This is a genomic window from Helicobacter sp. 11S02629-2 (genome assembly GCF_002272875.1).
Lineage (GTDB): Bacteria > Campylobacterota > Campylobacteria > Campylobacterales > Helicobacteraceae > Helicobacter_I.
The window spans coordinates 292798-318906 of record NZ_MLAN01000001.1 but is presented as its reverse complement, the minus strand read 5'-3'; the positions used below and the strand labels follow the sequence as shown (position 1 = coordinate 318906).

The 26109-nt window shown below is 36.2% G+C and carries 16 protein-coding genes; 7 read left to right on the top strand and 9 right to left on the bottom strand.

What is annotated here, in order from left to right; genetic code table 11:
• The first annotated feature begins 220 nt into the window (after positions 1 to 220).
• The 4 genes from BKH40_RS01295 (at position 221) to cybH (ending at position 5586) form a co-directional block, all read left to right on the top strand.
• Positions 221 to 1579, top strand: coding sequence for a sodium-dependent transporter (locus tag BKH40_RS01295; RefSeq protein WP_095276121.1), 1359 nt, complete (start codon positions 221 to 223; stop codon positions 1577 to 1579).
• 357 nt (positions 1580 to 1936) lie between these two features.
• Positions 1937 to 3097 carry a hydrogenase small subunit gene (locus tag BKH40_RS01290; RefSeq protein WP_095276156.1) on the top strand — a complete coding sequence of 387 codons (1161 nt, stop codon included), beginning with the start codon at positions 1937 to 1939 and terminating at the stop codon, positions 3095 to 3097.
• 22 nt (positions 3098 to 3119) lie between these two features.
• Positions 3120 to 4856, top strand: coding sequence for a nickel-dependent hydrogenase large subunit (locus BKH40_RS01285; RefSeq protein ID WP_095276119.1), 1737 nt, complete (start codon positions 3120 to 3122; stop codon positions 4854 to 4856).
• A 25-nt stretch (positions 4857 to 4881) separates the two neighbouring features.
• The gene (gene cybH / locus BKH40_RS01280) at positions 4882 to 5586 is read left to right on the top strand and encodes a Ni/Fe-hydrogenase, b-type cytochrome subunit (RefSeq protein WP_095276117.1); all 705 of its coding nucleotides are present in this window, start codon (positions 4882 to 4884) and stop codon (positions 5584 to 5586) included.
• A 148-nt stretch (positions 5587 to 5734) separates the two neighbouring features.
• Here cybH and argB read toward each other — a convergent pair whose 3' ends face one another.
• The 9 genes from argB to BKH40_RS01235 form a co-directional block, all read right to left on the bottom strand.
• A complete protein-coding gene (gene argB / locus BKH40_RS01275) occupies positions 5735 to 6526 on the bottom strand; it encodes an acetylglutamate kinase (protein WP_095276116.1) in 792 nt (263 codons plus the stop codon).
• Positions 6526 to 7740: a bifunctional ornithine acetyltransferase/N-acetylglutamate synthase gene (gene argJ, locus BKH40_RS01270; RefSeq protein WP_095276114.1), complete on the bottom strand. Its 1215-nt coding sequence runs from the start codon at positions 7738 to 7740 to the stop codon at positions 6526 to 6528. Before argJ ends, argB begins: the two co-directional genes overlap by 1 nt.
• A gap of 171 nt (positions 7741 to 7911) precedes the next feature.
• Complete coding sequence (locus BKH40_RS01265) at positions 7912 to 9336, bottom strand: DegQ family serine endoprotease (protein ID WP_095276112.1); 1425 nt, start codon at positions 9334 to 9336, stop codon at positions 7912 to 7914.
• A 128-nt stretch (positions 9337 to 9464) separates the two neighbouring features.
• Positions 9465 to 12605, bottom strand: coding sequence for an HsdR family type I site-specific deoxyribonuclease (locus BKH40_RS01260; RefSeq protein WP_095276111.1), 3141 nt, complete (start codon positions 12603 to 12605; stop codon positions 9465 to 9467).
• A gap of 13 nt (positions 12606 to 12618) precedes the next feature.
• Positions 12619 to 13839 (bottom strand): restriction endonuclease subunit S, encoded by a 1221-nt coding sequence (locus tag BKH40_RS08890; protein ID WP_219350145.1) that lies wholly within the window; start codon positions 13837 to 13839, stop codon positions 12619 to 12621.
• A complete protein-coding gene (locus tag BKH40_RS01250; protein WP_095276110.1) occupies positions 13832 to 16429 on the bottom strand; it encodes a type I restriction-modification system subunit M in 2598 nt (865 codons plus the stop codon). The genes BKH40_RS08890 and BKH40_RS01250 overlap by 8 nt, the downstream gene beginning before the upstream one ends.
• A 35-nt stretch (positions 16430 to 16464) precedes the next feature.
• A complete protein-coding gene (gene metG / locus BKH40_RS01245; protein WP_095276109.1) occupies positions 16465 to 18501 on the bottom strand; it encodes a methionine--tRNA ligase in 2037 nt (678 codons plus the stop codon).
• Positions 18502 to 18706: 205 nt separating this feature from the next.
• Positions 18707 to 20695, bottom strand: coding sequence for a glucosyltransferase domain-containing protein (locus BKH40_RS01240; protein WP_095276107.1), 1989 nt, complete (start codon positions 20693 to 20695; stop codon positions 18707 to 18709).
• A 208-nt stretch (positions 20696 to 20903) separates the two neighbouring features.
• Positions 20904 to 22940 (bottom strand): glucosyltransferase domain-containing protein, encoded by a 2037-nt coding sequence (locus BKH40_RS01235; RefSeq protein ID WP_219350144.1) that lies wholly within the window; start codon positions 22938 to 22940, stop codon positions 20904 to 20906.
• Between the two features lie 67 nt (positions 22941 to 23007).
• Here BKH40_RS01235 and BKH40_RS01230 point away from each other — a divergent pair, with 67 nt between their 5' ends.
• The 3 genes from BKH40_RS01230 to BKH40_RS01220 are packed head-to-tail and all read left to right on the top strand — an operon-like array spanning position 23008 to position 25934.
• Complete coding sequence (locus tag BKH40_RS01230) at positions 23008 to 23952, top strand: glycosyltransferase family 2 protein (protein ID WP_095276104.1); 945 nt, start codon at positions 23008 to 23010, stop codon at positions 23950 to 23952.
• 4 nt (positions 23953 to 23956) lie between these two features.
• The gene (locus tag BKH40_RS01225) at positions 23957 to 24400 is read left to right on the top strand and encodes a DUF6056 family protein (protein WP_095276103.1); all 444 of its coding nucleotides are present in this window, start codon (positions 23957 to 23959) and stop codon (positions 24398 to 24400) included.
• 28 nt (positions 24401 to 24428) lie between these two features.
• Positions 24429 to 25934: a DUF6056 family protein gene (locus BKH40_RS01220; protein ID WP_143428440.1), complete on the top strand. Its 1506-nt coding sequence runs from the start codon at positions 24429 to 24431 to the stop codon at positions 25932 to 25934.
• Positions 25935 to 26109 lie beyond the last annotated feature (175 nt).

Below are 26109 nucleotides of genomic sequence, written 5' to 3'. Positions count from 1 at the left end.
AACCCTCCAAATCATTACTTCCACTAGCCTTTAACTTCCTCTTATTTTCATCAATCCTTTCTTTTTAGCAAGGCTAAATACTTAAACTAAAAAGTTTCTTAATGTTACTTAATATATGTTTTATATGCTTCAAAAGGTAAGCTTTTCATTAAAATACTTTAAGTTTCTAGAAAAAATCTATATACTAAAACCATATCGCAACATTATCAAAGGGGTATTTATGCAAAAAAGACACGTTTGGTCTAGTAGTCTTACTTATATTTTAACAACTGCTGGGGCGACTATAGGCTTTGGAGCTACTTGGCGCTTTCCCTATCTAGTAGGGCAAAATGGAGGAGGGGCTTACGTAATAACTTTCATTATAGCCATGCTTATAGTTGGTATACCTATGATACTAGTTGAAAACGTCATAGGGAGGAGGGCACATAAAAACTCACTTGATGCCTATGATGGTTATGGGTCTAAGTTTTGGAAGATAGTTGGAATCTTAGGACTTATAGGCTGCTTTGGCATCATTGGCTACTACATGGTTTTAGGAGGCTGGGTTATAACCTATATAGTAAATATTTTTACAGGTGCACTTAACCTAGCAGCCCCTATAACCAAAGAGATGACTAGTACTTTTTATAACATCAATATAGAGCATTCCCCTTGGATGATAAGCCTTTATACGATTATTTTTATACTTATAAACTGGTTTATATTGGCTAAGGGGCTAAGTGATGGCGTTGAGAGGGCTATGAAGTTTTTGATGCCTTTGCTTTTTATCTGCTTAATTGCCATTGTGATAAGAAATGTAACTTTACCCGGTGCGAGTGAAGGTATAAAGTTTTATCTAAAACCAGATTTTAGTAAGATAACTCCTACGCTTTTTATAGCCGTTTTAGGACAAGTCTTTTTTGCTTTGTCTTTGGGCTTTGGAGTTATGATAACTCTATCTTCATATCTAAGCAAAAGTGAAAACCTCTTAAAAACTTCAGTCATAACTGGCATCATAAACACAGTAGTAGCCTTACTTGCTGGCTTTATGATCTTTCCTTCACTTTTTAGCTTTGGTTTAGCACCAGATTCTGGTCCTAAGCTAGTTTTTGAAGTACTGCCTATAGTTTTTTCTCATATGCACTTTGGAAGTGTTGTAGCGATATTTTTCTTCTTACTTTTAATAGTTGCTGCCCTTACTACTTCTATCACACTTTATGAAGTCTTAGTAACTGTAGTAAGTGAAAAGCTTAAGATGACTAGAAAGAAGGCATCAACTATAGTCTTAGTTGTCTTTTTTATCCTTGGTAACATCCCTTGTATACTAGCTTATGGGCCATGGGCTAGTGTTAGAATCTTAGGCTTTAATATATTTGATGCCTTTGATTATATAAGTGGAAATATCTTTTTTGTAGTGACTGCTTTTGGAAGTGCTATCTTTGTAGGATGGGTTATGAAGAGTGTTGCTAAAGAAGAGCTTTCAAATGGGCTAAATGGCAGGTATAAGTGGATAGTTAATATATGGTATCACTATGTGAAGTTCATCATCCCTATCATTATATTTATAATCTTTATCTTTGGGATAAAAGACCTCTTTTGACTATAGTACTTTTTGTAGCTAGCCTTGAAGGCTAATTTTGTGTTTTTATTACATAAAGTTTTGTGATGATATTTTATTTTAGTAACGTTTATTTAGTCTTTGGTTATATTTATTTTTACAAAAATGACGCTTTTTGCTTTATTTAATAAATATTTAACTTTGCTTTACTTTTCCTAACATTTTACTCCTACAATGTAGTTTAGGTGCAGCAATATTAAGATATATTTTTTGTAATTTTTGATAAAGTTAGTAACACTGTTTTTAACCCCCATTACAAAAGGAGACGCCATGATATCTCTAGGTTCACCAGAAGATAACAGCTTAGATAAGGAAGAAAAGATTAGCAATCATCCTAAGATGAGTTCAGCTGAGGAGACAAAGCTTTTTAAGAAGATGCAAAAAAGGCTTAACAACCTAGCTAAGCTTAATCCATATTATAAGGATGAAGATTCTAAAGATGTGGCTGAGGTTTTAGAAAGGAGTGGTTTTTCAAGGCGTGATTTTATGAAATGGGCAGCTGTTATGACAGCGGCAATTGGCCTGCCTGCAAGCTTTGCGCCACTTACTTTAAAGGCTGCTGAGCTTGCTAATAGGGTGCCAGTTATATGGCTACATATGGCTGAGTGTACAGGCTGTAGTGAAAGCTTGCTTAGGACTGAAGACCCGGGCATTGATTCTATAATCTTTGATCTTATCAGCCTTGAGTATCATGAGACTGTTATGGCTGCTGCTGGGCATCAAGCTGAAAAAAGCTTGCATGATGCTATGAAAAACTACTATGGCAGATATGTGCTGATGGTAGAAGGTGGTATACCAAAAGATGAGTACTTTTTAACTATAGGAGCACAAGGTAGGACAGGGGCACAAGAAGCCAGAGAGGCTGCAAAAGGCGCAGCAGCTATACTTGCTATAGGTACTTGTTCTAGCTTTGGTGGTGTTCAAGCGGCAAATCCTAACCCGACTAATGCCCAACCACTAAGTAAGATGATAGATAAGCCAGTTATAAACGTACCAGGTTGCCCACCAAGTGAGAAAAATATAGTTGGGAATCTAATCAACTATATACTACTTGGAAGCCTTCCAGCCCTTGATAGTTTTAATAGACCAAAGTGGGCTTATCAGCACAGAATCCACGATCTTTGCGAAAGACGCGGGCACTTTGATGCAGGTGAGTTTGTAGAGCACTTTGGCGATGAAAATGCTAAAAATGGTTTTTGTCTATATAAAGTAGGCTGCAAAGGACCTTATACATTTAATAACTGTTCAAAACTTAGATTTAACTCTCATACTAACTGGCCTGTAGGTGCAGGACATGGCTGTATAGGCTGTAGTGAACCAGACTTTTGGGATACTATGAGCCCTTTTGAAGAGCCTCTAGGCAATAGGCTTTATAGCACAGCTTATGCTGGTTTTGGTGCCGATAAAACTGCAGATACTGCGGGCATTGTACTTTTAGCTATAACTGTTATAGGTATAGCAGCCCATGCCGTAGCTTCTAGTGTGACTAAATCAAAATAGATTCTAAAAAAGGAAGATAGGAATGACAAAAAAGATAGTAGTAGACCCAATAACTAGAATCGAAGGTCACTTAAGGATAGAAGTAGTAGTAGATGATAATAATGTAATAACTGATGCATATTCAAGTTCTACTTTGTGGAGAGGTATAGAAGTTATACTTAAAGGAAGAGACCCGCGTGATGCGGGGTTTTTAGCTGGAAGGATATGTGGCGTTTGTACTTACTCTCACTATAGAGCAGGTATCATGGCTGTAGAAGACGCCCTTGGCATAGTCCCACCTTATAATGCACAGCTTATAAGATCTTTGATGGATCAAGCACTTTTCTTGCACGATCACGCAGTGCATTTTTATACACTTCATGGGCTAGATTGGTGTGATGTAGTATCTGCTTTAAGTGCTTCTCCTGCAAAAGCTGCAAAGCTAGCCTTTGCTTATACTGATAACCCAATAGCAGCAGGTGAAGATGAGCTTCGTGCTGTGCAAAACAGAGTAAAAGACTTTGTGTCTAAAGGAGCACTTGGGCCGTTTAATAATGGCTACTGGGGGCATCCTACTTATAGATTTAGCCCAGAGCAAAACCTCATAGTACTTTCTCACTACCTAAAACTACTTGAGATTCAAAGAGAAGCCGCTAAGATGATGGCCATCTTTGGTGGTAAGCAGCCTCACCCTCAAAGCCTAACAGTAGGTGGTATCACTTCAGTTATGGACGTATTAGACCCAAGTCGTTTGGCTGAGTATAAGTTCAAGTTTGATAAAGTCGCTGACTTTGTTAATAGGGCTTATTACCCAGACTTAATCATGGCAGGGCAAGTTTATGTAAATGAGCCAAGTGCGACTGCGGGATGTAACTTATTAAACTTTATGAGTTCAAAAGAGATAAGGTTAAATCGCAAAGACTTCTTGCTAACAAGTGGCATAGTTTTAAATGGCGACTTAAGCAAGCTTCATCCTATAAATGAAGACCTTATAAAAGAAGAAGTCACTAACTCATGGTATAAGTATGAAAATACAAATGAGATAGCCTTGCAGCCTTATGATGGGCAAACTAACCCTAACTATACTGGCTTTGTAGATGGGGAAAGTATAGGACTTAGTGGTAAAAATGAGCCTACTAAGCTACTTAAAACTAACGAAAAGTACAGCTGGATCAAGTCTCCAAGATATGATTCTATGCCTATGGAAGTTGGTCCACTTGCTTCTTTAGTAGTAGCACTTGCTGCAAAAGATGAAAGGACAGAAGCCATAGCTACTGACTTCTTGAAAAAGACTGGCTTGCCTTTAAAAGCAGTGTTTAGCACATTAGGAAGGACAGCAGCAAGAGGTATAGAAGCTAAGCTTATAGCAGATCACGGACTAGAAACTTTTAATGAACTTATAAATAACCTTAAAACAGATTCTGCAACTTGTGCTACTTACTCTATAGACAAAGACAAAGAGTATAAGGGCAGATATATAGGCGATGTGCCTCGTGGTATGCTTAGTCACTGGACTAGGATTAAAAATGGTGTTATAGAAAACTATCAGTGTGTCGTTCCTTCTACTTGGAATGCAGGTCCAAGAGATAAAGCAGGCCACAAAGGTCCTTATGAGATGAGTTTAATAGGAACTAAGATAGCAAATCTATCTCAGCCATTAGAGATAGTGCGTACTATCCACTCATTTGACCCATGTATAGCTTGTGCTGTGCACTTAATGGACACAAAGGGTAATGAGATAAGCGCTTATAAAGTAGAGCCATCTATGGCTAGAATCTAAGCTTAGTCTAACTAAGGAGGCAACTATGAAGCAACCTACTTTATACAAACAGCAAGTGATGCTAGGGAGCACGACTGTGTTCTTGCATTGGGTTAGGGCTATAAGTATTATCATACTTATAGCTTCAGGATTCTATATAGCTTTTCCATTTTTACAGCCCTTAACTGATGGGAAGCCAACTATGTTTTTGCAAGCCTATATTAGAAGTGGGCATGTAATATTTGGCTTTATACTGATTTATGCGGCTATATTTAGGCTATATCTTTATATATTCTCACCTTCTTCTAAAGATGAGAGAGTATCTTTTAAGCAGCTTTTAAGTGCAAAAATATGGCTTGCTACTATAGGAAGCTATCTTTTTATATCTAAGCATCCACATATAAAAGGAGTTTATAATCCACTTCAGTATGTGGTGTATTTTTGTCTAGGAGTGCTTACGCTTTTAGTGTCACTTAGTGGTGTAGTGCTTTATGCAAATGTCTATCACTTAGGCCTTGGGGGAGTTTTAGGAGATATATTTGGCTGGGTTAGCACTCTTGTAGGTGGGCTAAGTATAGTTAGAGAGATACACCATGTTTGTATGTGGGGCTTTATGCTATTTGTCCCAGTGCATATTTATATGGTTATATGGAACTCTGTTAAGTATCCAAACGGTGGGGCTGACTTGATGATAAGTGGAAGACACTACTTCCCAGACCCTAACGCTGTTGATACTACAAAGGCAAACTAGTTTTTTTGTATAGATGTCTGCTAAGGCAGGCATTTTCATTAAGATATCAAAGGCGCTTAGTGCATTTAATATCTTGGTGCTTGTCTAATAAAAATCTATCTTATAAATATTTTATGATTTATATTTTCAGTTAATAGCTATATAACATCTAGGCTTTTAGGAATCTAGTCCCTAGCTCTTTGCCTTCTAGTAAAAAACTTTTTAAGACATTAGGCGTATTAGCATTAAGTATAACTACTTCTTTTACACCAGATTCTACGCCTTCTAAGGCACATCTAACCTTTGGGATCATGCCTCCACTTATCACGCCAGATTCTATTAAGCTTAAAGCTTTTTCTTGACTTAGTTTATTAAACCTAGAAGTTTTATCATCTTTATCTTGTAATACTCCATCTATATCACTTAAAAAGACTAGCTTAGAGGCTTTTAAGCTAGAAGCTACGCCTAAAGCTACATGATCAGCGTTTATATTATATATCTCGCCTTTAATGTCCACTCCTATAGGGGAGATAACTGGAAGTAGTTTAGAATCTAAAAGTGTGTGTAGTAAGCTAGCGTTTACACTTTCTAGCTTTCCTACAAAGCCAAGCTTTGCTAAGTCTAAAGGAGAAGCTTTTAAAAGCAAGCTATCTTTGCTACTAAGCCCTAGTGCATTAACCCCTTGCAAGCTTAAAAGAAAGCTTAAGTTTTTATTAATCTTTCCACTTAAGACTAGGTCTATAACTTCCATGCTTTGCTTATCACTAACCCTTAAGCCTTCAACAAATCTTGATTCTATCCCTTCTTTAACAAGTGCCTTACTTATATCCTTGCCACCACCATGGACTAAAACTACCTTAGCCCCACTTTTATGCAAAGCTACTATGTCGTCTATGACACTATTTTTTTCATTTATAAAAGCTGAGCCGCCGTACTTTATAACTATCACACTATCTTTCATTATGATCTATAGTCTCCATTAATTTTTACATACTCATAGCTTAGGTCACAGCCCCAAGCCTTGGCTTCACAGTCCCCGTCATTTAAGTTCACATCTATATAGATATCTTTTTCTAAAAGTATGTTTTTAGCCTTTTCTTCATCAAAGACTATAGGCTTTGACTTAACCATAAGATCTAAGGTGCCAGCTACACTTCTTATAGCTATATCAACTGTGTTTTCATTAAACTCACCACCTGAGTAGCCTATAGCACAAAGTGCCCTTCCCCAGTTAGCATCGCTTCCAAAAAGGGCTGCTTTAAAAAGAGTAGAGCTTGTAACACTTCTTGCTATAAGCCTTGCATCTTTGTTGCTTCTAGCCCCTTTTATATCTACTTCCATAAGCTTAGTAGCACCCTCGCCATCTCTTATACATTCAATAGCTAAGTGCTTGCAAACCGCCAAGAGTGCAGCTTTAAACTTCTCATAGCTTGCCCCTTTGGAATCTAGTATTGCATTTCCCGCTTCTCCATTACTTATTAAAAACATACAGTCATTAGTGCTGGTATCACCATCAACACTCATCATATTAAAAGTCTCATCTACGACATCTTTTAATATCTCATCTTGCAAGGCCTTATCTATGTTTATATCGCTAGTTATCATGCACAAAGTTGTAGCCATATTAGGATGTATCATGCCTGAGCCTTTAGCACTTGCACCTATAGTGACCCTTGTGCCATTAACCACAGTTGCCACGCAGTAAGTTTTTGAGTAAGTATCAGTAGTCATGATGGCTTCTGCAAAGTCTAAGTCTGCACTTGCACTAGATTCTAAAGTGTCTTTCATGCTTTTTATGCCAGAGACTATCTTTTCTATGGGCAAAGGCACACCTATAACGCCAGTGCTTGCTACTAGTATATTTTCTGATTCTACATTGCAGTTCATAGCTAACGTTGCCGCCATGATCTTAGCGTCTTCATAGCCTTCTTTCCCAGTACATGCATTTGCATTACCACTATTTATAACTATGCCTTTTATCTTATTGTGAAGGAGTTTTTGACTCCAAAGCACGGGGGCGGCTTTGATTTTATTTTGTGTGAAGACACCTGAAAATGTACAAAACTTATCACTTACTATAAGTGCTAAATCTTTTCTTATCTTTCTTATACCTACTGCCTTCCCTCCAGCCTTAAAGCCTTTAGGAGTACTTATCCCGCCTTGTAAAACTTCCATGCTTTTACTCCTAGTTAAAATAGAATCTAAAATGGTGTATTTTAGCTAGTCTGGTGGATTTGGCAAGGGTATTTAAGTATTTGCATTGTTAAAATGAAGTTTGTAAGCATTCTAAGCCTTTTAACCAAAAGACTTAGAATCTAAAATAGGGAGTTTAGTATTAAGTAAGGCTTAGTTTAGGGTTATAGCTTTTACTGTGCCATCTATGTTGTAGGCTAGGATTCTTTTCATCTTGCCTTTGTATTTGTGCATGGCTTTGTTAAAGTCAGAGATATTTTTTATATCGTCGTTTTCAACGCGTGAGATGATATCTCCTTTGCTAAAGCCAGCAAGGTCTGCTTTTGAGTTAGGTTTGACGTTGTTTACTATAACTCCATGTATGTCATCAGGGATATTATAAAGTTGTCTTACTTGGTTATCTAGCGGGGCTACGCTTAAGCCACTTATACCTTCAGTGCTTTCAGACTGACTGCCATTATCCATAGTAGTAAAGCCATCATCGTCATTTTGTTGTTTTGCTAGGGTAAGTGATATCTTTTCTAGCTTTTTATTACGCATGATGGTTAGGGTTATCTTAGTGTTTGGTGCGTAAGCCCCTATAGTGTTTTTAAGGTCAGCACTTCCTTTTATAGGTTTGCCATCAACTGCAGTGATTAAGTCCCAGACTTGGATTCCAGCTTTTTTAGCAGGGGAGTCTGGGCTTATCTGTATAACTAAAGCACCTTCTTTATTATCATAAGAAGAGGCTAGGGAGCTATCAAGGTCTTTCATCATAACGCCTAAAAAGCCTCTTTGCACCTTGCCATCTTTTACTAAAGTAGTAGCTATGTTTCTTACCATGTCTGAAGGTATGGCAAAGCCTATGCCGTTGTTTCCACCAGTACGAGAGATGATGGCTGTGTTTATACCTATTAAAGCACCTCTACTATCTACTAAGGCACCACCTGAGTTGCCCGGGTTGATACTTGCATCTGTTTGTATGAAGTTTTCATAGTTGCTTATCCCAAAGCCATGCTTATTAAGCCCTGAGACTATACCTTGAGTTACACTCTCACCTATACCGAAAGGATTCCCTATAGCAAAGACTACATCGCCGACTTTATAAGTATTACTATCGGCAAACTTTATAACTGGTAAGTTTTTCTTTTCTATCTTTATAACTGCTATATCACTTTGTGGGTCTTTGCCTATAAGTTTGGCTTTATACTTTTTGTTATCTCCGGGCAAAGTTACTGTTATCTTATCAGCGCCTTTTACTACGTGATAGTTAGTAACTATGTAGCCATCACTTGTCATGATGACGCCACTACCAAGACCGGTTTGTTCTCTGTTTTGCATTTGTGGGGGCATCATATTTCCAAAAAACTGCTGAAAGAAGGGGTCGTTAAATGGAGAGTTGTTATCTTTTACTTTTTGTTCGGTGGTGATATTAACTACAGCTTTGGAGGCATCTTTTATAGAATCATGATAAGAGTAGATGCTACCATGATTACTTGGCATGACACGGTTTGAAGTTGAAGGCATCTCAGTTATGCTAAAAGCTTGCAAGCTTGCACTTAAAGCACAAGCCACCATTACATATGTTAGTTTTTTCATTAAAACTCCTTAACGTTAATACAAATATCCCTGCATTGTATTACTAATAGTTTTTGTTTTGGCTAATTAAACTATCTTTGCAGCCTAAGTTAAACTGAGATTTTTATAAGACTAGGCTAAAAAAACTTCTATAAGTTAGCTTCTTCTATATCAAAACCACCACTTATAACAAATTCCCTTAACAATTCATCTATCATCATTGTGACCTTAAAGGGTGGAATAGATTTTCCTTTTTTCTTTTCAATAAACTCTCTAGCTATTGACTTATTTACAGAGTTTTTCAATGTATTAAATCTACCATACTCATTTATATTTGCCTCATTGATATCAAGCTTCATAAACTCTCGCAGTTTTTCTTCATCCACTCCAAGATTAGATGCAAATCTATGGATCTGGTCGTTCTTTGCAGCGGCACGATACTCTGTTATATACTCTTTTAAGCTCTTTGTTTCATCAATCCTAACGTTACCGCTTTGAATGTCATGTAAAAAGATATTGGCATACTTTTGCTCAACTTGTGTCAATGTTGCAAAAGTCTTGTGCAGGGCATCTAATGCTTGATTGATTATCTCAGCAGAAGCTTTGTCGTGCAAAGACTTTACCCATTTTTTAAAGCGTGAATTCATATAGTTAGCATCAATGGTATCTGTGTTAATCTCTGTTAAATATCCATCGATTTCATAAGGAATATCATCATTTGGCGTTCCGGGTTCTTTAGAAAACAATTCTTTATAACGCAAAACTAACGCCATATAGGTATTTTCGTCTAACAGAAGCTTGATAGAAGTGTTTGACTTGCCTTTATGGTGGAATGAGTAATTCAACTCACTCCACACAAAGCCTTGAATTTTAGCAGCTTCCAAATAACCATTAAACGACTTAAATAACGTGGCAAATTGAGCTTTGTCAGCTTGTTCTGACGGTAACTTCTCAAAGTTTTGTACTCCTGCTAGCTCGAATACATATTTAATTTGAACAAAGACGGCATTCATATTATTAAGGTTATCTTCCAACTTATCGACAAATAACCCAAAAGGCTTATCGCCAGAATATAGCTTAAAGGCTTGCTCAATATTTTTCTTCATTGTATGAGGTCTGCGATAATACCGAATAGTACCAAAAGGTTTGTCCGGTCCAAACAAACGATTTGTTCGAGAAAACGCTTGTATAATTCTCTCTGACTCCAATTTTTTATCTAAATACAACGTATTTATCCACTTTGAATCAAAGCCAGTTAGCATTTGGTCAACGACAATAAGTAAGTCAATCTGCTTTGAATGGTCGTTTTCAATCGAAATGTATGGTGATTTGTGTGCAAGACGAAGAGCCATATCCTTTTTCATCTTGCCCGAAGTAGCCAAAGAAAAATCGTGATTATACTTTGCATTGTAATCTGTAATTATTTCGGCTAATCCGTCACCTTTGAATATACCATTGCCTTTATTATCAATGTTGGGGTCAAACAATGCAGTAACATTCATATTTTTCGCTTTCGATTTGAACAAGCGATAGTATTCTATGGCTTCGTTTATGCTGCTTGTTGCAAAAATAGCGTGATATTTGCCGTTATGACTTAAAGTAACCCAGTTCTCAATAATATCCTTTACTACCTCGTTTCTATGAACGTCACGGTCATATTGCCCCTCGTTTAGATAATCCTCTATGCCTTTTATATACTTATTATCTTTATAGTATCCAGCCATAGGAGTTATAGCAGCAGTGGTAAAGTCAAGATAGACTTTCTTTTTCTTTTCATCACTAAAAGCATCAGCTTCGTCCTTAGCTTTTGCCATTTCCAAACCGACTTCACGTCTTAAATCTTTATCTTTGTAGGTAAGCACTTGATACGGGTCAAAACCAAGAACATTCTTATCCCTTATTCCGTCTGCGATACTATATCTATGTAGTTCATTACCAAAAACGGTTGCTGTGGTATGGGATTTCTTTTGATTTTTATCTAAAATCGGCGTCCCTGTAAACCCAAAGAATATAGCATTAGGGAAAGTGTTCTTTATTGTTGAAAGCATTACGCCAAAAGTCGAGCGGTGAGCTTCATCGACAATAAATACTATGCGTTTTTTGTTCATCCTTGCTATATCTTCAGAGTTAAAGCTACCTTCTTCTTTTATATTACTCATTTTTTGAATTGAAGTAACTATTAAGGTATCAGCGGGATTATCACTTTTAAGCTTTGTGATAAGCACATCTGTATTTTCAGTCGCTTGAACAGAATCTCCCTCGTTGGCAAAACCACGATATTCTGATAAAGATTGTGTACCCAATTCAATTCTATCCATTAAGAATATCACCTTATCGGCATCGTTGGAATTTGTAATCAACTGTGCAGACTTAAAACTCGTCATTGTCTTTCCTGAGCCTGTTGTATGCCAAATATATCCGCCGTAAATGTTCTTTTCATCCCATCTAATTTTAGCCACACGGTCAGAAATTGCACTTGCAGCAAAATATTGATAGCTACGCATTACTTTAAGTATTCCATCAGTATCATCAGGCACTGTATAAAAACCAATTAGCTGGTGTGCCATCGGAATTGATAATAGGTAAGAAGCAATGCTTTCCCAATCATTGATAGGTTCGTTATTGAAATCAGCCCAATGGAAATAATAATCCTTATTAAACTTGCCATCAACTCCCGGATTAGCAAAATACAGCGTTTCGTTTGGTTCCATAGCGACGAAAATTTGAATTAAAGAGAATAATCCGGTAAAAATGCCTTCGTGAGCATACTTTTCTATTTGATTGCATGCTTGTGTAACCGAAATCCCGCTTTTCTTCAGCTCAATATGAATTACAGGCATACCATTAATAAGCAACATTAAATCGCCACGGCGATCATTCACTATCCCTTTTGTTTGGAATTGCGGTTGCCTAGCTATTTGATAACGGCTTTGTCCTGCGGCTATTTCTTGTCTATCATATATTTTTAAGCTAACTTCCTTGCCTAAATGAGCAATATCATCAGGATTATCTCTTGTAATTGACACCGTTTTACCATTTATAAAGCCATTTAGCCTTAATGGAGTGCCTAACTTCGTAATCTGCTCAATAATTTGACTCATTTCACCATCAGTAAGAGGATAATCATTCAATCGGTCAATATCTCTATTGTTTTCAAACAGGATATCCGCCCAATTCTTGATTAAATCTTGCTCAGTTTTATATTTTAAGACATTTTCATCCCAGCCTTTCTTAAAAAGTAGGTTTATTAAGGCTTCTTCAAAGTCAGATTCTTTATTAAAAACACTCATAATTCCCTCTTTACTAAATAAACATCTTTTCAAGCAATGCAATTTTAATATTTTTAAGCTTTTCTAACTTACGCTGATGAAGGGTGATAAGGTTGTTTATTTCTAAAAACAGCTTGCCAATGCCAAACTGTTCTGCTTTTTTTGCTGGATACTTTATTTCAGTATCAAAAAAATCATCGGGTGAAATATTAAGTAATCCGTGATTTCTTGCACCTTCTGCGGCTCTTTCAGAAACTTGCTTATGCCAAAGATTTGTATCATAGTAAGCAACGACATAATCAGAGTCAATTATTTCAGATTTTAGTGCAAATATGATGTAAAGTGTAGATAAAACGCCCATTTCATAGTAGTCCAAACGCTTAATAGCCCCAAAAGGATAACCGTCAGAATAGCTTTTGTTATAAGCGAATTCTCCACGCTTGAGCAGATAATAGTTGCTAACATCACGACTTGCGACGCGATTATTGAAATAAGTAATTTGGTCAACTAAACCGTATTGAGCCGATATTGTTAGAGGTAAACTTGATTCTAAATTTGAGTTTTTACGAACAACACGGTCTGATACTTGACTCAACTTACGCTGTTCCCAGGCTTCAGTAAATCCTGAAAAACGTATCTCAGGAATATCCTTTCCGACTTTCGGGAACATCTTTTCAAGCAACGCCTTCTTTATATTGACCAATTTGTCATACTTACGCTGATGAAGGGTGATAAGGTTGTCTAACTGAACAAATACATTTGCAATGCTATCTTGTTCTGCGGTATCTTTGGGTGCAGCTGTTTCAATTTGGCTAAATGCAGGAAACTTCAAATTCCATGTATCCTTTGTCAAACCTTGTGAGTTTATTTCAAACTGATGTATCATCTGTGGACGCTTTATTTGGTATGAGAAAAATAATGATGATACACCAGTTTTAGGCACAATAACCGTATATGCAGGGCTTAATATGCCAGAAAAAGGAGAATAGCCACTCGCTCCTTGCCACATTCTCATTGAGTTGTAAGCGATATCTCCAACCTCAACTTTCTTGTATTTTGACAAATCTGATGGCTTCGTATCGAAACGCCCAAGCTCATTAAACTTTCTTATTCCGGAGTTGATGGTAACGGATATCATTTCTCCTTCGCCACTTCGTTCATTACGTTCCTCGAAGAAATAATCAAACTTACGCTGTTTCCAAGGGAAGTCAAAACCCTTAAATCTTATGCTCGGTTTTTGACTATTTTCAGTCATTTTTAGCACCTCCAAGCAAAGATTGCAGTTCTTTTAACCCTAACATATCAAATTCATCGCCACTTAGGTCATCTATAAGGGAAGATAGCTCTTTTTGGGAATCTTTTATCTGCCTATCTATATCTAAAAAAGTAACTTGATATTTTTGGGCTAGCTTTTCAATCTCAGAAGTTAGAGTACTTATTAAAGTATTAGGCATATTGTATATGTCTTTTATAAGTGGAGTAATCCATTTATCATGTAATAATTTTAAGACTTGCTCATCAGTTAGACCCTCTATCTTGCTCTTAGTCTTGCTATGTAACTTTTCTGTATCGGTTTTTATAGCAGCTTTCAAAGACTTTTCTTTAACCATTAGCTCGCTTACACGAATCAATTGCATTTCAATAGAACTAGTAGCGTACTTTTCGCCTGACTTTTTAAGTGTTTTAACAGCCTTTGATATTTCAGCACCGACAAAGGCATCTTTTTCTTCTGAAAAACAGGTCTTATAACTTTCTTTATCATCTTCAGAGATACCTTCAAGAATCTCATCATATTTGGCAGTAATCTCTAATAGGCTAGCTTCCTTTGCTTTGATAGCATCAGTTTCGTCACGAAAATATACGGATTGAACAAGAGAAAAGGGGATAATATGTCCTATAAACCCGTCTTGAACTTCGATATCCTTGCCATCTTTCTTTTTGACAATCATATTGGGGTCAACTTGCTTTGTAGCCGCAAAGCCTTCGGTTTGTATAACTTCTAAATCTATGGCAATTTTTTCCCAGTTATCATCAAGTAGCTGAAATGCTTTATATTTATCAAGCAGCTTAGTAAACTCTAAGCGTTTAAATAAGTCTTTGCTTATAAACTCTTCTTCTTTTGAAGTTGAGATATCTTTCATATTAAGTATTAATCTAGTGTCTAAAAAGTCTTCAAAGCCTGCAAAGTTAGCCTGAAACTTATCTATAAAAGTTTTTATATCTTCTGAGTTAGTTATAGCCAAAGATATATTTTCTACTGCCACTTTTACATAAGGAGTTTTATCACTTTTAAATAAGACTTTTTTTAAGTCTTTAAACTCATCCCAAAAGGCTTTATAGCTATCAAGCTCTTTTATAGGGATACCGCCAAACATGGAAGCATAAATATCATAGCTTTCAGCACTTTCAGAAGAATCTACGTATCTTGGAATATTTAGATTGTATTCGTTTTTACGAATTTCTTCTCTGGGAACAAGCCGTGAAAACTTATCAATACTTTCTTTTGAAATTACCGCATCAACGATTTTTTTTATATCAGATGCTTGGAGTTTGTTGTTTTTGCCAACCTTTATAAACCCTTTTGAAGCATCAACAATAAGCACGTCTGTATTTTTACGTTTTTGTTTTAAAACCATAATAATAGTAGGAATACCCGTTCCAAAGAAAATGTTAGCAGGCAGTCCGATAATAGCTTTAATATGGTTTTTCTCTATTAGATTTTTACGTATTCTTTCTTCCTCGCCGCCGCGGAATAATACACCGTGAGGAAGAACTATTGCCATTATTCCTTCGGGCTTAATATGATACAAGTCATGCAGCAAGAAAGCATAATCTGCCTTTGTTTTCGGTGCCATGCCAAATCTTGCATATCTTTGATCTGTGCCTTTATCGCTAGGATCCCAAGCTTGTGAATAAGGAGGGTTTGATACAACTGCATCAACATACAAAGGAGTATATGTTTTATTAGGGTCGCTTTCATCAAACCACGGCCAGTCATCTTCTAAAGTGTCAGCGTTTCTAGTGATGATGTTATCAGGCAAGATTCCACGCATGATTAAATTCATACGAGTGAGGTTGTAAGTGTTTTCTTTTAGCTCTTGTGCGTAGTACTTGATATTATTTTTATCACTTATATGCTTTGACACAGAACGACCTATATTGATAAGCAATGAACCTGAACCGCTAGTTGGATCATAGATTGAAATCTTATCTTTATTTTTCAGGTGATTAGCGATGATTTCAGACATTAAAACAGATACTTCATGGGGAGTGTAAAACTCTCCGGCTTTTTTGCCTGCGTTTGCTGCAAAGTTGCTTATCAAATATTCGTAGATAAAACCAAGAACGTCATAATCCTGCTTTCCATCCATTGGGATAACTTTTATCAGTTGAAGTAAATTGCTGATAGCTTTCGTTTGAGTGCCTGAACTATCACCTAGCTTTGAAAGCCCAGTCTGCAATGTATCAAAAATCTTATCAAAGACTTTTTTATGAGTAGGGCTAATCAAACGACTAAATGCAGATAAGGCATCTCTAACATTAGATACATCAAACTCTCTTTTTTCGCCTTTCTTTATCCAAGTAGAGAATAGATTGTCATATGAAATAAAATATCCTATATTCTTCTGTATATTGCTTAGGGTTTCAGTATCGTCCTCAACCAAATATTTCTCAATATCTGCGTCACTCCAATCTGTTTTCTTTAAATACGCAACTTCCTTATCAGATAAGAATTTATAAAAGATAAAGCCAAGTATGTAGTCTTTGTACTCGTTTGCCTCGATTTTAGAACGCATCTTATTTGCCGATTCCCAGATCTTGCTTGCTAGTTGTTGTTTGTTCATATTAGTAGTGCCTTATAATGTTTTTTAAAAAAGCTTTAGCTAATCTTAGCCCCTAAAACTTTGGAGTTTTCTATACTTAGCAAATCAAGACCATTTTCATCCTTGCAAGCTAGTAGCATGCCTTCACTACTTAGCCCCATAAGCTTGGCTGGCTTTAAGTTAGCAAGCACTACTACTTGTCTTCCAACTAGGCTTTCTGGAGAGTAGCTTTCTTTTATACCAGCTAGTATCTGACGTAAGCGTCCTTCATTTAAGTCAACTTCAAGCTTTAGTAGTTTTGTGCTTTTTGGCACTTCGCTAGCACTTACTATCTTGCCAACTCTTATATCTATCTTTTTAAACTCGGCTATATCGATAAGACCTTCAGTGCTTTGAGGCAAGGTATCTTTTTTGGAATCTTCGTTTTTAGAATCTTCTTTAGAATTTTGGGCTTTAGCTTGTGTTATCTCTTTAGATTCTATAGCTTGCATCTTTAGGCTTTCTACTTTAGGAAATAAAGCATCAATCTTAGTTATACGGAAGTGCTCTTGTAATTTTTTTTCTTTTATAAAAGCTTTGTAGTTAGTGGCATTTATAGCTACACCTAGGCTTTCTCCTATCTTAGTAGTTGACTTTGGAAGGATAGGGTAGAGTAAAAGGGCAGTTTTTAAAAGGATATTAGCTATTAAAACTAAGAAAGTATTACACTCTTTTATGCGTCCTTCTTTTATTAAAGTCCATGGGGCAAGCTTAGTTATAAGGCCATTAGCTAAGGTTAAAAGCTCCCAGATACCTTCTAAGTAGAGATGAAACTGCACGTTTTCTATAAGGCTAGGAAGCTTAGTGATTATAGAATCTATTTTTACTAACTCTTCTTTAAAGCTTGTTTTTAAGTCCTCTAAGGTGCCCTCTATACTGTAGTCAAAGTACTTTTCACTCATACCTATAAGGCGGTTTAGTAAATTCCCAAGATCGTTACTTAGCTCGCCATTTATACGATTTTTAAAAGCTAGCTCGCTAAAGTCGCCATCTTGCCCAAAAGGCACTTCTTTTAGTAAAAAGTATCTTAAAGCCTCTACTCCATAAGCCTCTTTTACTTCTAAGGGGTCTATGACGTTACCTAAACTTTTAGACATCTTAACGCCTTCTCTTGTCCACCAGCCATGTGCTAAGATCTGCTTAGGTAAAGGAAGATCTAGGCTCATTAAAAATGCCGGCCAGTAAATAGCGTGAAATCGCAAGATATCTTTACCCACGATATGCGTTGTGTTGTTAAAAAGCTCTAGTTTGGATTCTAAGCTTGGGAGGCGTTTTATATCTTTGTTATCTAGCTTGCTTAAAGCCTCTTTAGCATCTTCATAATCTAGCCCATAGCCTAAAGCACTTACATAATTTAAAAGGGCATCAAGCCAGACATAGACTATATGCTTTGGGTCATTTAAACTTTTTGGCAGGCTTATACCCCACTCAAAGCTAGTTCTAGTTATAGATAAGTCTTGTAAGCCTTCTTCTACAAAGCGTACTACTTCATTACGCTTGTGAAGTGGGAGGATGCAAGTAGCGTTTTCTTTATACCACTTTAAAAGCCTATCTTGGTATTTTGAGAGTGCAAAGAAGTAGCTTTCTTCTTTAACTAGTGAGGTTGGCTTGCCGCAGTCTGGACAGTAAAGCTCATCTATAACCTGAGTTGGTGTAAAAAAGCTTTCACACGATACGCAGTAGTGCCCTTCATACTCGCCTTTATAGATATCACCTTTTTTATACATGATCTCAAAGGCTTTTTGTACGCCATATCTATGCTCTAAGTCAGTTGTACGCATATACTTATCATAGTCAATCTCAAAGCTATCCCAAACATCTCTAAACTTAGCACTTATAGAATCTGCGTATTTTTGTGGCGTAGTATTATGCATAGTGGCGGCTTGCTCTATCTTTTGACCGTTTTCATCAGTACCAGTTAGTAAAAAAGTAGAGATGCCATTAATCTCAGCGTACTTTTTAAGTAAGTCAGCGATTATAGTTGTATAAGCATGGCCGATATGAGGCTTGTCATTTACATAATAAATAGGAGTAGTGATGTACTTTTTTTGCATATTTATAAGCTTCCTTTAGGTGTCAGGTGTCTTTTTTAGTGTATGTGGGTATTGTAATACAACTTTTTTATATTTTATAGTTAGGGCTTAGGTCTAGTAAAGTTAAAGCCTAGAAGAGGTTGTTTATATAGATAGCCTTTATTTGCATGATTTATGCTACAAGGCTTCTTGATTAAGATCTTTAAAGCTTTACTTACTCTTATTCTTATTTGGCTTGCCAAGTGCTTGGTTTTAAGTCTACAAAGTAGCAGTTATTAGCCTTGCTTATACTGTGGAAAGCATTATCTAGCAAAAGGATTTTTGTAGTGCTTATGTTTTCTTTAGCACAGGCTACTCCATAAGAGTCTTGATAGGATGTCCCTTGGTAGATTAAAGGGGCGTTGTTAAAAGGAAAGCCAGTAAAGTTCATAACTTTTGGTAGTAGCCTTTTTGCTATGCCTCCACTATATCTTTTTATAAAGTTAGAAGCCACTGGAGCGTAGCCTATAGCACCTTCAAACACTACTCCAACTTTAGGCTGCATCTCTCTTGGTATTAATGTAGCTAGGTCTTTACTTACAAAACTAGCCCTCATCATCATATAGTTTTGCTGGGCAGTTATAGCGTTGCCATAAGAGTTAGCAAAGACAACTAAAGAGTAGCTTGCTAAGACTACAAAGACTACATTCACCCACTTTAAGATTCTTTTTCTTTGCTTATAAAAAAGTCCTACATAAACTAAAGCTACAAATACCCCAAAGCCTATAAAAGCCCTTGGAGCAAAAAGCGGTTTGCTAAGCACTAAGTAAGCCCCATAGCTTAGGCATAACCCTAGTGCTAAAAAAACTAAAGAAGCTAGAAAGGCTAGGGGCTTAGTTCTTTTTGCATTTATTGTGCTAGTTAGTAAAAAAAGTAAGCCTACTATGATAGAAAATGCAAAAAATGGCAGTCCTTTTAAGTCGCTAAGTAAAAGGACTAGGTAGGTTTTAAGATTCCCTCCTTCTAAAAGCTTGGTAGTTTGCATAGCCTCGCTACTTACGTACTGGGTTGGAGGGAGAGGAGTTATGATAAAGACTTTATAAGCAAGGGCGGCTACTAAGAAGGCTATCACGCTAGAGCCTAAAAACTTTAGATTCTCTTTGCTGCTTTTTTCTTTATAAAGGTAGTTAAGCAAGACTAAAAGAAGGGTAAAGACTATATAGATTCCATTACTTGCTTGGTAGGTTGATAGAGAAAACAGGATGAAAACTAAGCTTATGCCCATAAAAACTTTTAAGTTTTTTTCAAATAAAAATGGCACTAAGATTAAAAGCAAAGAAAAACTCATCAAAGGGGCGTCAAACTTATATGATAGATTTTCTAAAAAGTAAGGGCTTAGTCCTAGTGGGAGAGTAGCGACTATCCCAACTATATCAAGTTTTTTTCTAACTATAAAAGATATAAACATGCCACTTAGGCTTAAGATCAAAGCTGCAAAAAGCTGAGGTAAAGGAGAGATATCAGTATAAGGAAAGCCTTTAAAGCTATCAAGCAAGGCATAAAGATAAGAAGATATATATCTACTAAAGTTAGTCCAGTTATCTCCTTGCCCTATGGCGCGCCCAAGGTCGTTTATATAGTAGATATCTCCTCTTAAAAGGGCACTTAAGGCTATAAGATAGATGACAAAAGATACTATAAAGACTACTAAAAACTTAGGAGCTTTTATAAACTCATATATACGCATCTTAAAGACTATAAAGCTATCACGGACTATAAAGATTAGTATAAGAAGGGCTATAAAGATTCCAAGTAGTGTTTTATAAAGGGGTAAAAAAGATATCTTATAACTTAGGTTTGCTACTTTACCTTTTTCTAGGGGCTTTGTGCTTTTAAAGGTGATAGTTTGATGGTCTCTTGTAAGGTTATTTATATCAGTTTTGCTTACTTCTTTAGTGTAGTTTATATCTAGAATCTTTATGTGAGAGAGTTTATTATAAGAGTTTAGTAGACTTAACTTAGGGTCTATCTTTGCAGCATAAGTAAAGCTAGAGCCAAGCTTAACGTCTCCTTTTATATCTAAGCTTGCAGTATAGACTTTATTATGTGTTAAAGCACCTAGGATTACACATAAGATAAAAGCTAAGATCGCTAGGATAAGCCAGATTTTAAAAGCTAGCTTATAGCCTTTAGTTAGACTAGAATAAAATCTTGATAGGGCACTAAAAGTAGGCATAACTATAAGTCCTTGGAGATTTGAAAGTAGATATCTTTTTTTATCTTAAAAGTAAAAAAGAAGTTAATTTTTAAGTTTAGATTCTAGCTTATATCTTAAAAAGAGGTGATATTAAGTATCAAGATAGCACTTAGGTATCTTGATAATGTTTTGTTTTTGCCTACTTACTTACTTACTTGCCTACTTATTTGCTTGCCTTTATTTGTTCTTATTGGGCTTGCCAAGTGCTTGGCTTTAAGTCTACAAAGTAGCATTCTCCAGACTTACTTATACTTTGAAAAGCATTATCTAGTAGAAGTGTTTTTTTAGCCTCTGTGTTTTCTTTGGAGCATTGAGTGCTGTAGTAGTCTTGGTAGTTAGTGCCTTGATAGATTAAAGGGTATTTGGTAAAAGCAAATGAAGCTTGATTAAAAACACCAGTTATAAGCCTTTTTGCTATGCCCCCACCATATCTTTTTATAAAGTTAGAAGCTACTGGAGCGTAGCCTATACCACCATCTAGTACTACTCCAACTTTAGGCTGCATCTCTCTTGGTATTAATGTAGCTAGATCTTTACTTACAAAACTAGCCCTCATCATCATATAGTTTTGCTGGGCAGTTATAGCATTACCATAAGAGTTAGCAAAAACTATAAGCGAGTAAGATAAAAGAGCTACAAAAACTATACTTATATACTTTAGCCACTTAAAGTTTTGTATATAAACTAGCCCTATGCAGACTAAAGTCACAAAGGCACCAAAGCCTATAAAAGCCCTTGGGGCAAAAAGTGGCTTACTAAGAACTAAGTAAGCCCCAGCAAAAAAGCAAAGCCCTAGAACTAAAAAGACTATAGAAGCTAGGAAGGCTAGGGCTTTATTTCTTTTGGTAGCTAAAGTATTAGTGATGATAAAAAGTATGGCAACTATGATGGCAAATACAAAAAATGGCAAGCCTTTTAAGTCACTAAAAACATAGCTTAAATAGGTTTTAAGATACCCACCTTCTAAGATTTTAGTAACACTCATAGCCTCACTACTTACATAGCCATTAACTGGAGTTGCTATAGCGTACTTATAAACTAGCATGGCTACTATAAAAGAAAGCACAGCAAAGCCTAAAAACTTTAGATTCTCTTTCCCACTTTTTTCTTTATAAAGGTAGTTAAGTAAGACTAAAAGAAGGGTAAAAACTATATAGATTCCATTACTTGCTTGGTAGGTTGAAAGAGAAAGTATAAGAAAGACTACGCTTGTGTATAAAAAAAGCTTTATATTGTCTTTAAATAAAAATGGCACTAAGATTAAAAGCAAAGAAAAACTCATCAAAGGGGCGTCAAACTTATATGATAGATTTTCTAAAAAGTAAGGGCTTAGTCCTAGTGGGAGAGTAGCGACTATCCCAACTATATCAAGTTTTTTTCTAACTATAAAAGATATAAGCATGCCACTTAGGCTTAAGATCAAAGCTGCAAAAAGCTGAGGCAAAGGAGAGATATCAGTATAAGGAAAGCCTTTAAAGCCATTAATGATAGCGTAGAGATCCCTTGCTATATACCTACTAAAGCCAGCCCAGTCATCACCAGACCCTATAGCCCTTCCCAAGTCATCTATATAGTAGACATCTCCTCTTAAAAGTGCACTTAAGGCTATAAGGTAGATGACTGCTGAGATTATAAAAACTTGCAAAAATTTAGGAGAGCTTACAAACTCAAGTATTTTTTGTTTAAAGCTAAAGGCAGCCTCACTTACTATAAAGATAAGTATAAGCCCAGCTATAAAGTACAAAGCTAAGATTTTATATAGAGGTAAAAAAGATACTTTGTAAGTAATGCTTGCTATGTTCCCTTTAAGTTTCAAAGGAGTGTTAAAGTTCATATATTGAAGGTGGCGTGTTAGGCTAGTGATGTCTTTTTTGCTTAAGGCATCTTTATAAGATATATCTAAGATGGTGATAGTAGATATATTTTCTTGAACACGAAATATATTGCTTTTAAAGTGCATCTTAGCTTCATTGAAGTAGGTTGAACCTATCTTGCTTGAACTTTGGACATTTAACTCTGCAGTATATGTTTTATTATATGAAAGGCTACTTAGTGTTATAGTAAAGGCAAAAAGCAAGATAGCTAGTAAGATCCAGATACTAAAAGCTAGCTTATAGCCCTTTTTAAGATTGCGTATATATATAGGTTTAGATTTTTGTGTTGTGTCATGCATGTAAGTCCTAGTTTTGTGCTTTGAGGTTTGTATTTTAACAAAAGTAGTCATTAAGCTACTTGCAAAGTTAAAACTGTTTATAATTACATATATTTCAACTACATAAAGAGTACACCGTATGCATAAATACAGCCTTTCAGTCATAGTGCCTTGTTATAACGAAGAAGACGTTATAGCTAAGTTTTACAAAGAGCTTTTAAGTGCTTTAGATTCTATAAGTGAGGAACTAAGTAGCACTGAGATTTTGTTCATTAATGATGGGAGTAAGGATAAAACTAAAGAAGAAGTTTTAAAACTAGAATCAAGCAAAGGTGTAGAGACTAAGCTTATAAACTTTTCTAGAAACTTTGGCAAAGAAAGTGCTTTACTTTGTGGTCTAAGGGAGTGCAGGGGAGATATAGCAGTTATCATAGATGCTGATTTGCAAATGCCTCCAAGCTTTATAAAAAACTTACTTGAAACCTATAAAACTGGCAACTATGATATGGTCTACACTAAGCGAGCTAGTCGGCCAGAAGGTCTATTAAGAAAGGCTTTAACGCGGCTTTATTACTCTATCTATAACTCTTTAGTAGATGTTAGGATAGAGCCTAATGTGCTAGATTATAGAATCTTATCGCGTAAAGTCATAGATGCCATTTTAGAAGTTGGTGAGTATCATAGATTTAGCAAGGGGATATTTGCTTGGGTTGGCTTTAAAAGCACTTGCTTAATTTGTCCTTTTGAAGAGCGCGCAGGTGGTGTTTCAAAGTTTAACCTAAGAAAGCTTTTTAGCTACGGTCTAGCTGGAGTTGTAAGCTTTTCAACACTTCCTTTAAAAGTAGCCTTTTACCTAGGCTTTGTTATAAGCCTTTTAAGCTTTTTATATGGAATCTATATGGTTGTTAGCACGCTTGCTTTTGGCAACCCAGTTAAGGGCTATCCTTCCTTAATTGTTATAATCCTCTTCATGGGTGGAATCCAAATCATGATCCTTGGTATCATAGGTGAGTATATAGCTAGGATTTATGAGCAGGTGAAAAATAGACCTCAGTACTTTATAGATTCTACAAATAAGGTTTAGTTTTATGTTAGTTATACTTTTCTTTGCTGTATTTTTTATATACATGCTACTTGTCAACTACTTACTTCCTATGCAAAGTGATGACTTTAGTGCATATCTAAAAGCAACTTCTCACTTTGACTTCTCACAACTTTCTTACTTTACTAATAATGGAAGGATAGGAGAGATTCTAAACACTAGCTTTATAGCACGTTTTGCAGACACTCCTTACTTTGACCTAGTTAATGCGATAGTAGCAGTTGTCTTTTTATACCTCCTTTTCTATCTAGTCTATGCTAGGAATCCTAGGACTACTAAAGACTTCTTAGCCTTAGTTATAGTCTTTTTAAGCATGATATTATTTTTCAACTTTGGAGGCGACTTTGTCTGGGGAGCGGGTGCACTAAACTATCTATGGGGTATAACTATCCTAGTAGGCTTTTTACTTCCTTATAGAATCCTATGCTAATCATACCTATGCTTTAAAAAAGCCAGCCTTGCCTTTTGCTGCATCAAAGTCTAAACACATAGTTAGAGTAGTACTTATGGCGATACTTGGCTTTTTTGCAGGGCTTAGCAGTGAGCTAGCAGTCCCTTTAAGCATAGTGACTTTAGTAGTATTTGCCATCTTTACTTTTGTTCGCCGCAAAAAGATACCACTTTGGTTTTATATAGGAATCCTCTTTTTAATCATAGGCTTTATAGTGCTTTATATATCGCCCGGGTCTAGTGCAAGAGGTAGTTTTATAAAGAGTGAAACTTTAGATGGGATATTACGCTATATGAACGCAAAAGAGTTTTTCTCTCTTACAACTCCAGAGATGATAGTTAGGGCAAATGTTGCTTATGGCCACTTCTTTAAAAGTATAGTTTTTGTAAGTGTCTTTTTAAGCTTCTTGCCAGTTGTAGTTAAGTTTTTCAAACGTGGTATAAAGCTTTATGTAGCCATCTTAGTGCTTTTAGTGCTTAGCTATCTTACGCGATTCTTCCTTGATGTCTACTCTGTAGGAGTTATATTAATCCTACTTTTAATCTGTGCTTTGATCTTAAGGGCTAAGCTTCGCACACTTTATACCAAGCTTTTCTTTTTGCAGCTAGCATGGGCTTTTTTAGGTGGACTAACTGTCCTTTATATAGATATACCTCATAGAGCACATATGGCAGATCACATAGTCTCACTTATAAGCATACTTTTAATCTTTGGCTACTTTTATAAAGACTTTGATGTTAAGTTTAATCTTAAAAGGATACTAAACTACGTGCTTCCTATAGGCACGCTAATCTATGCGTTATATGTGCTTTTTGCTTACTATAACTACTATACACTTCAGCAAGCTGCCTTCAAAGAGATACAGTCTCAAAAAGCAAGGGGTATAGAAGATATAGTCATAGACCCTAAGTACTACAAGGCTAGTAGATTCTATGACAGGCTAGGGGAGTGGGGTAGTCCGAGTGCTAATGCTAGTGAGTGGCCTAATTTTGATATAGCTAAATACTACGGGGTAAAAAGCTTTAGACTAGGCACAGAGCCAAGCCTTCAAAGCACTATGTCAGTAGATAAGGCTAAAGAATCTACTAAAGTAAAAGAGCCTAGTACAGAAACTAGCACTTTAGAATCTTCTATGCCAGTAAATAATAAATCAGCAAATAATGCATCACAAGATAGCACATCAGCTACGCAGCCTGAAGCTACTAAAACTATGACTGATAAGACACAAGTTGATAGTGAGATAAAACCTATGGTAAGCCCTGCTAACTCTGCAACGCTTACTACTCCAGAAAGCACCCCAAGTGCTACAAGCCAAACCCCAGCAAGTGAGCCTGCAAGCCAAACCCCAGCAAGTGAGGTACCAGCAAGCAAGCCAGCAAACCAAATCCCAGTAAGCCAAACCCCAGCAAGTGAGGTGCCAGAGGGTATAAGCATCCCCGGGGTTAATAGCACGCCAAAAGATAGCACTGTAACTAATCCTAGTGACACAAGCCCCAAAGAAGATGCAAAGTAAGAAAGACTAATAAGTGCAGTAGCACTTATTAGACGCAAGGTTTTGTTTTTATTTATTTATTTATTTTTGGCGTCATTTAGTGTCATTGTAAGCCCTGTATAACAGGGCGTGATAAGCAGATATTTAAAAAGCTTTTTTAGTTTTATGGAATCTAAAAGATGCATGATTGCATCTT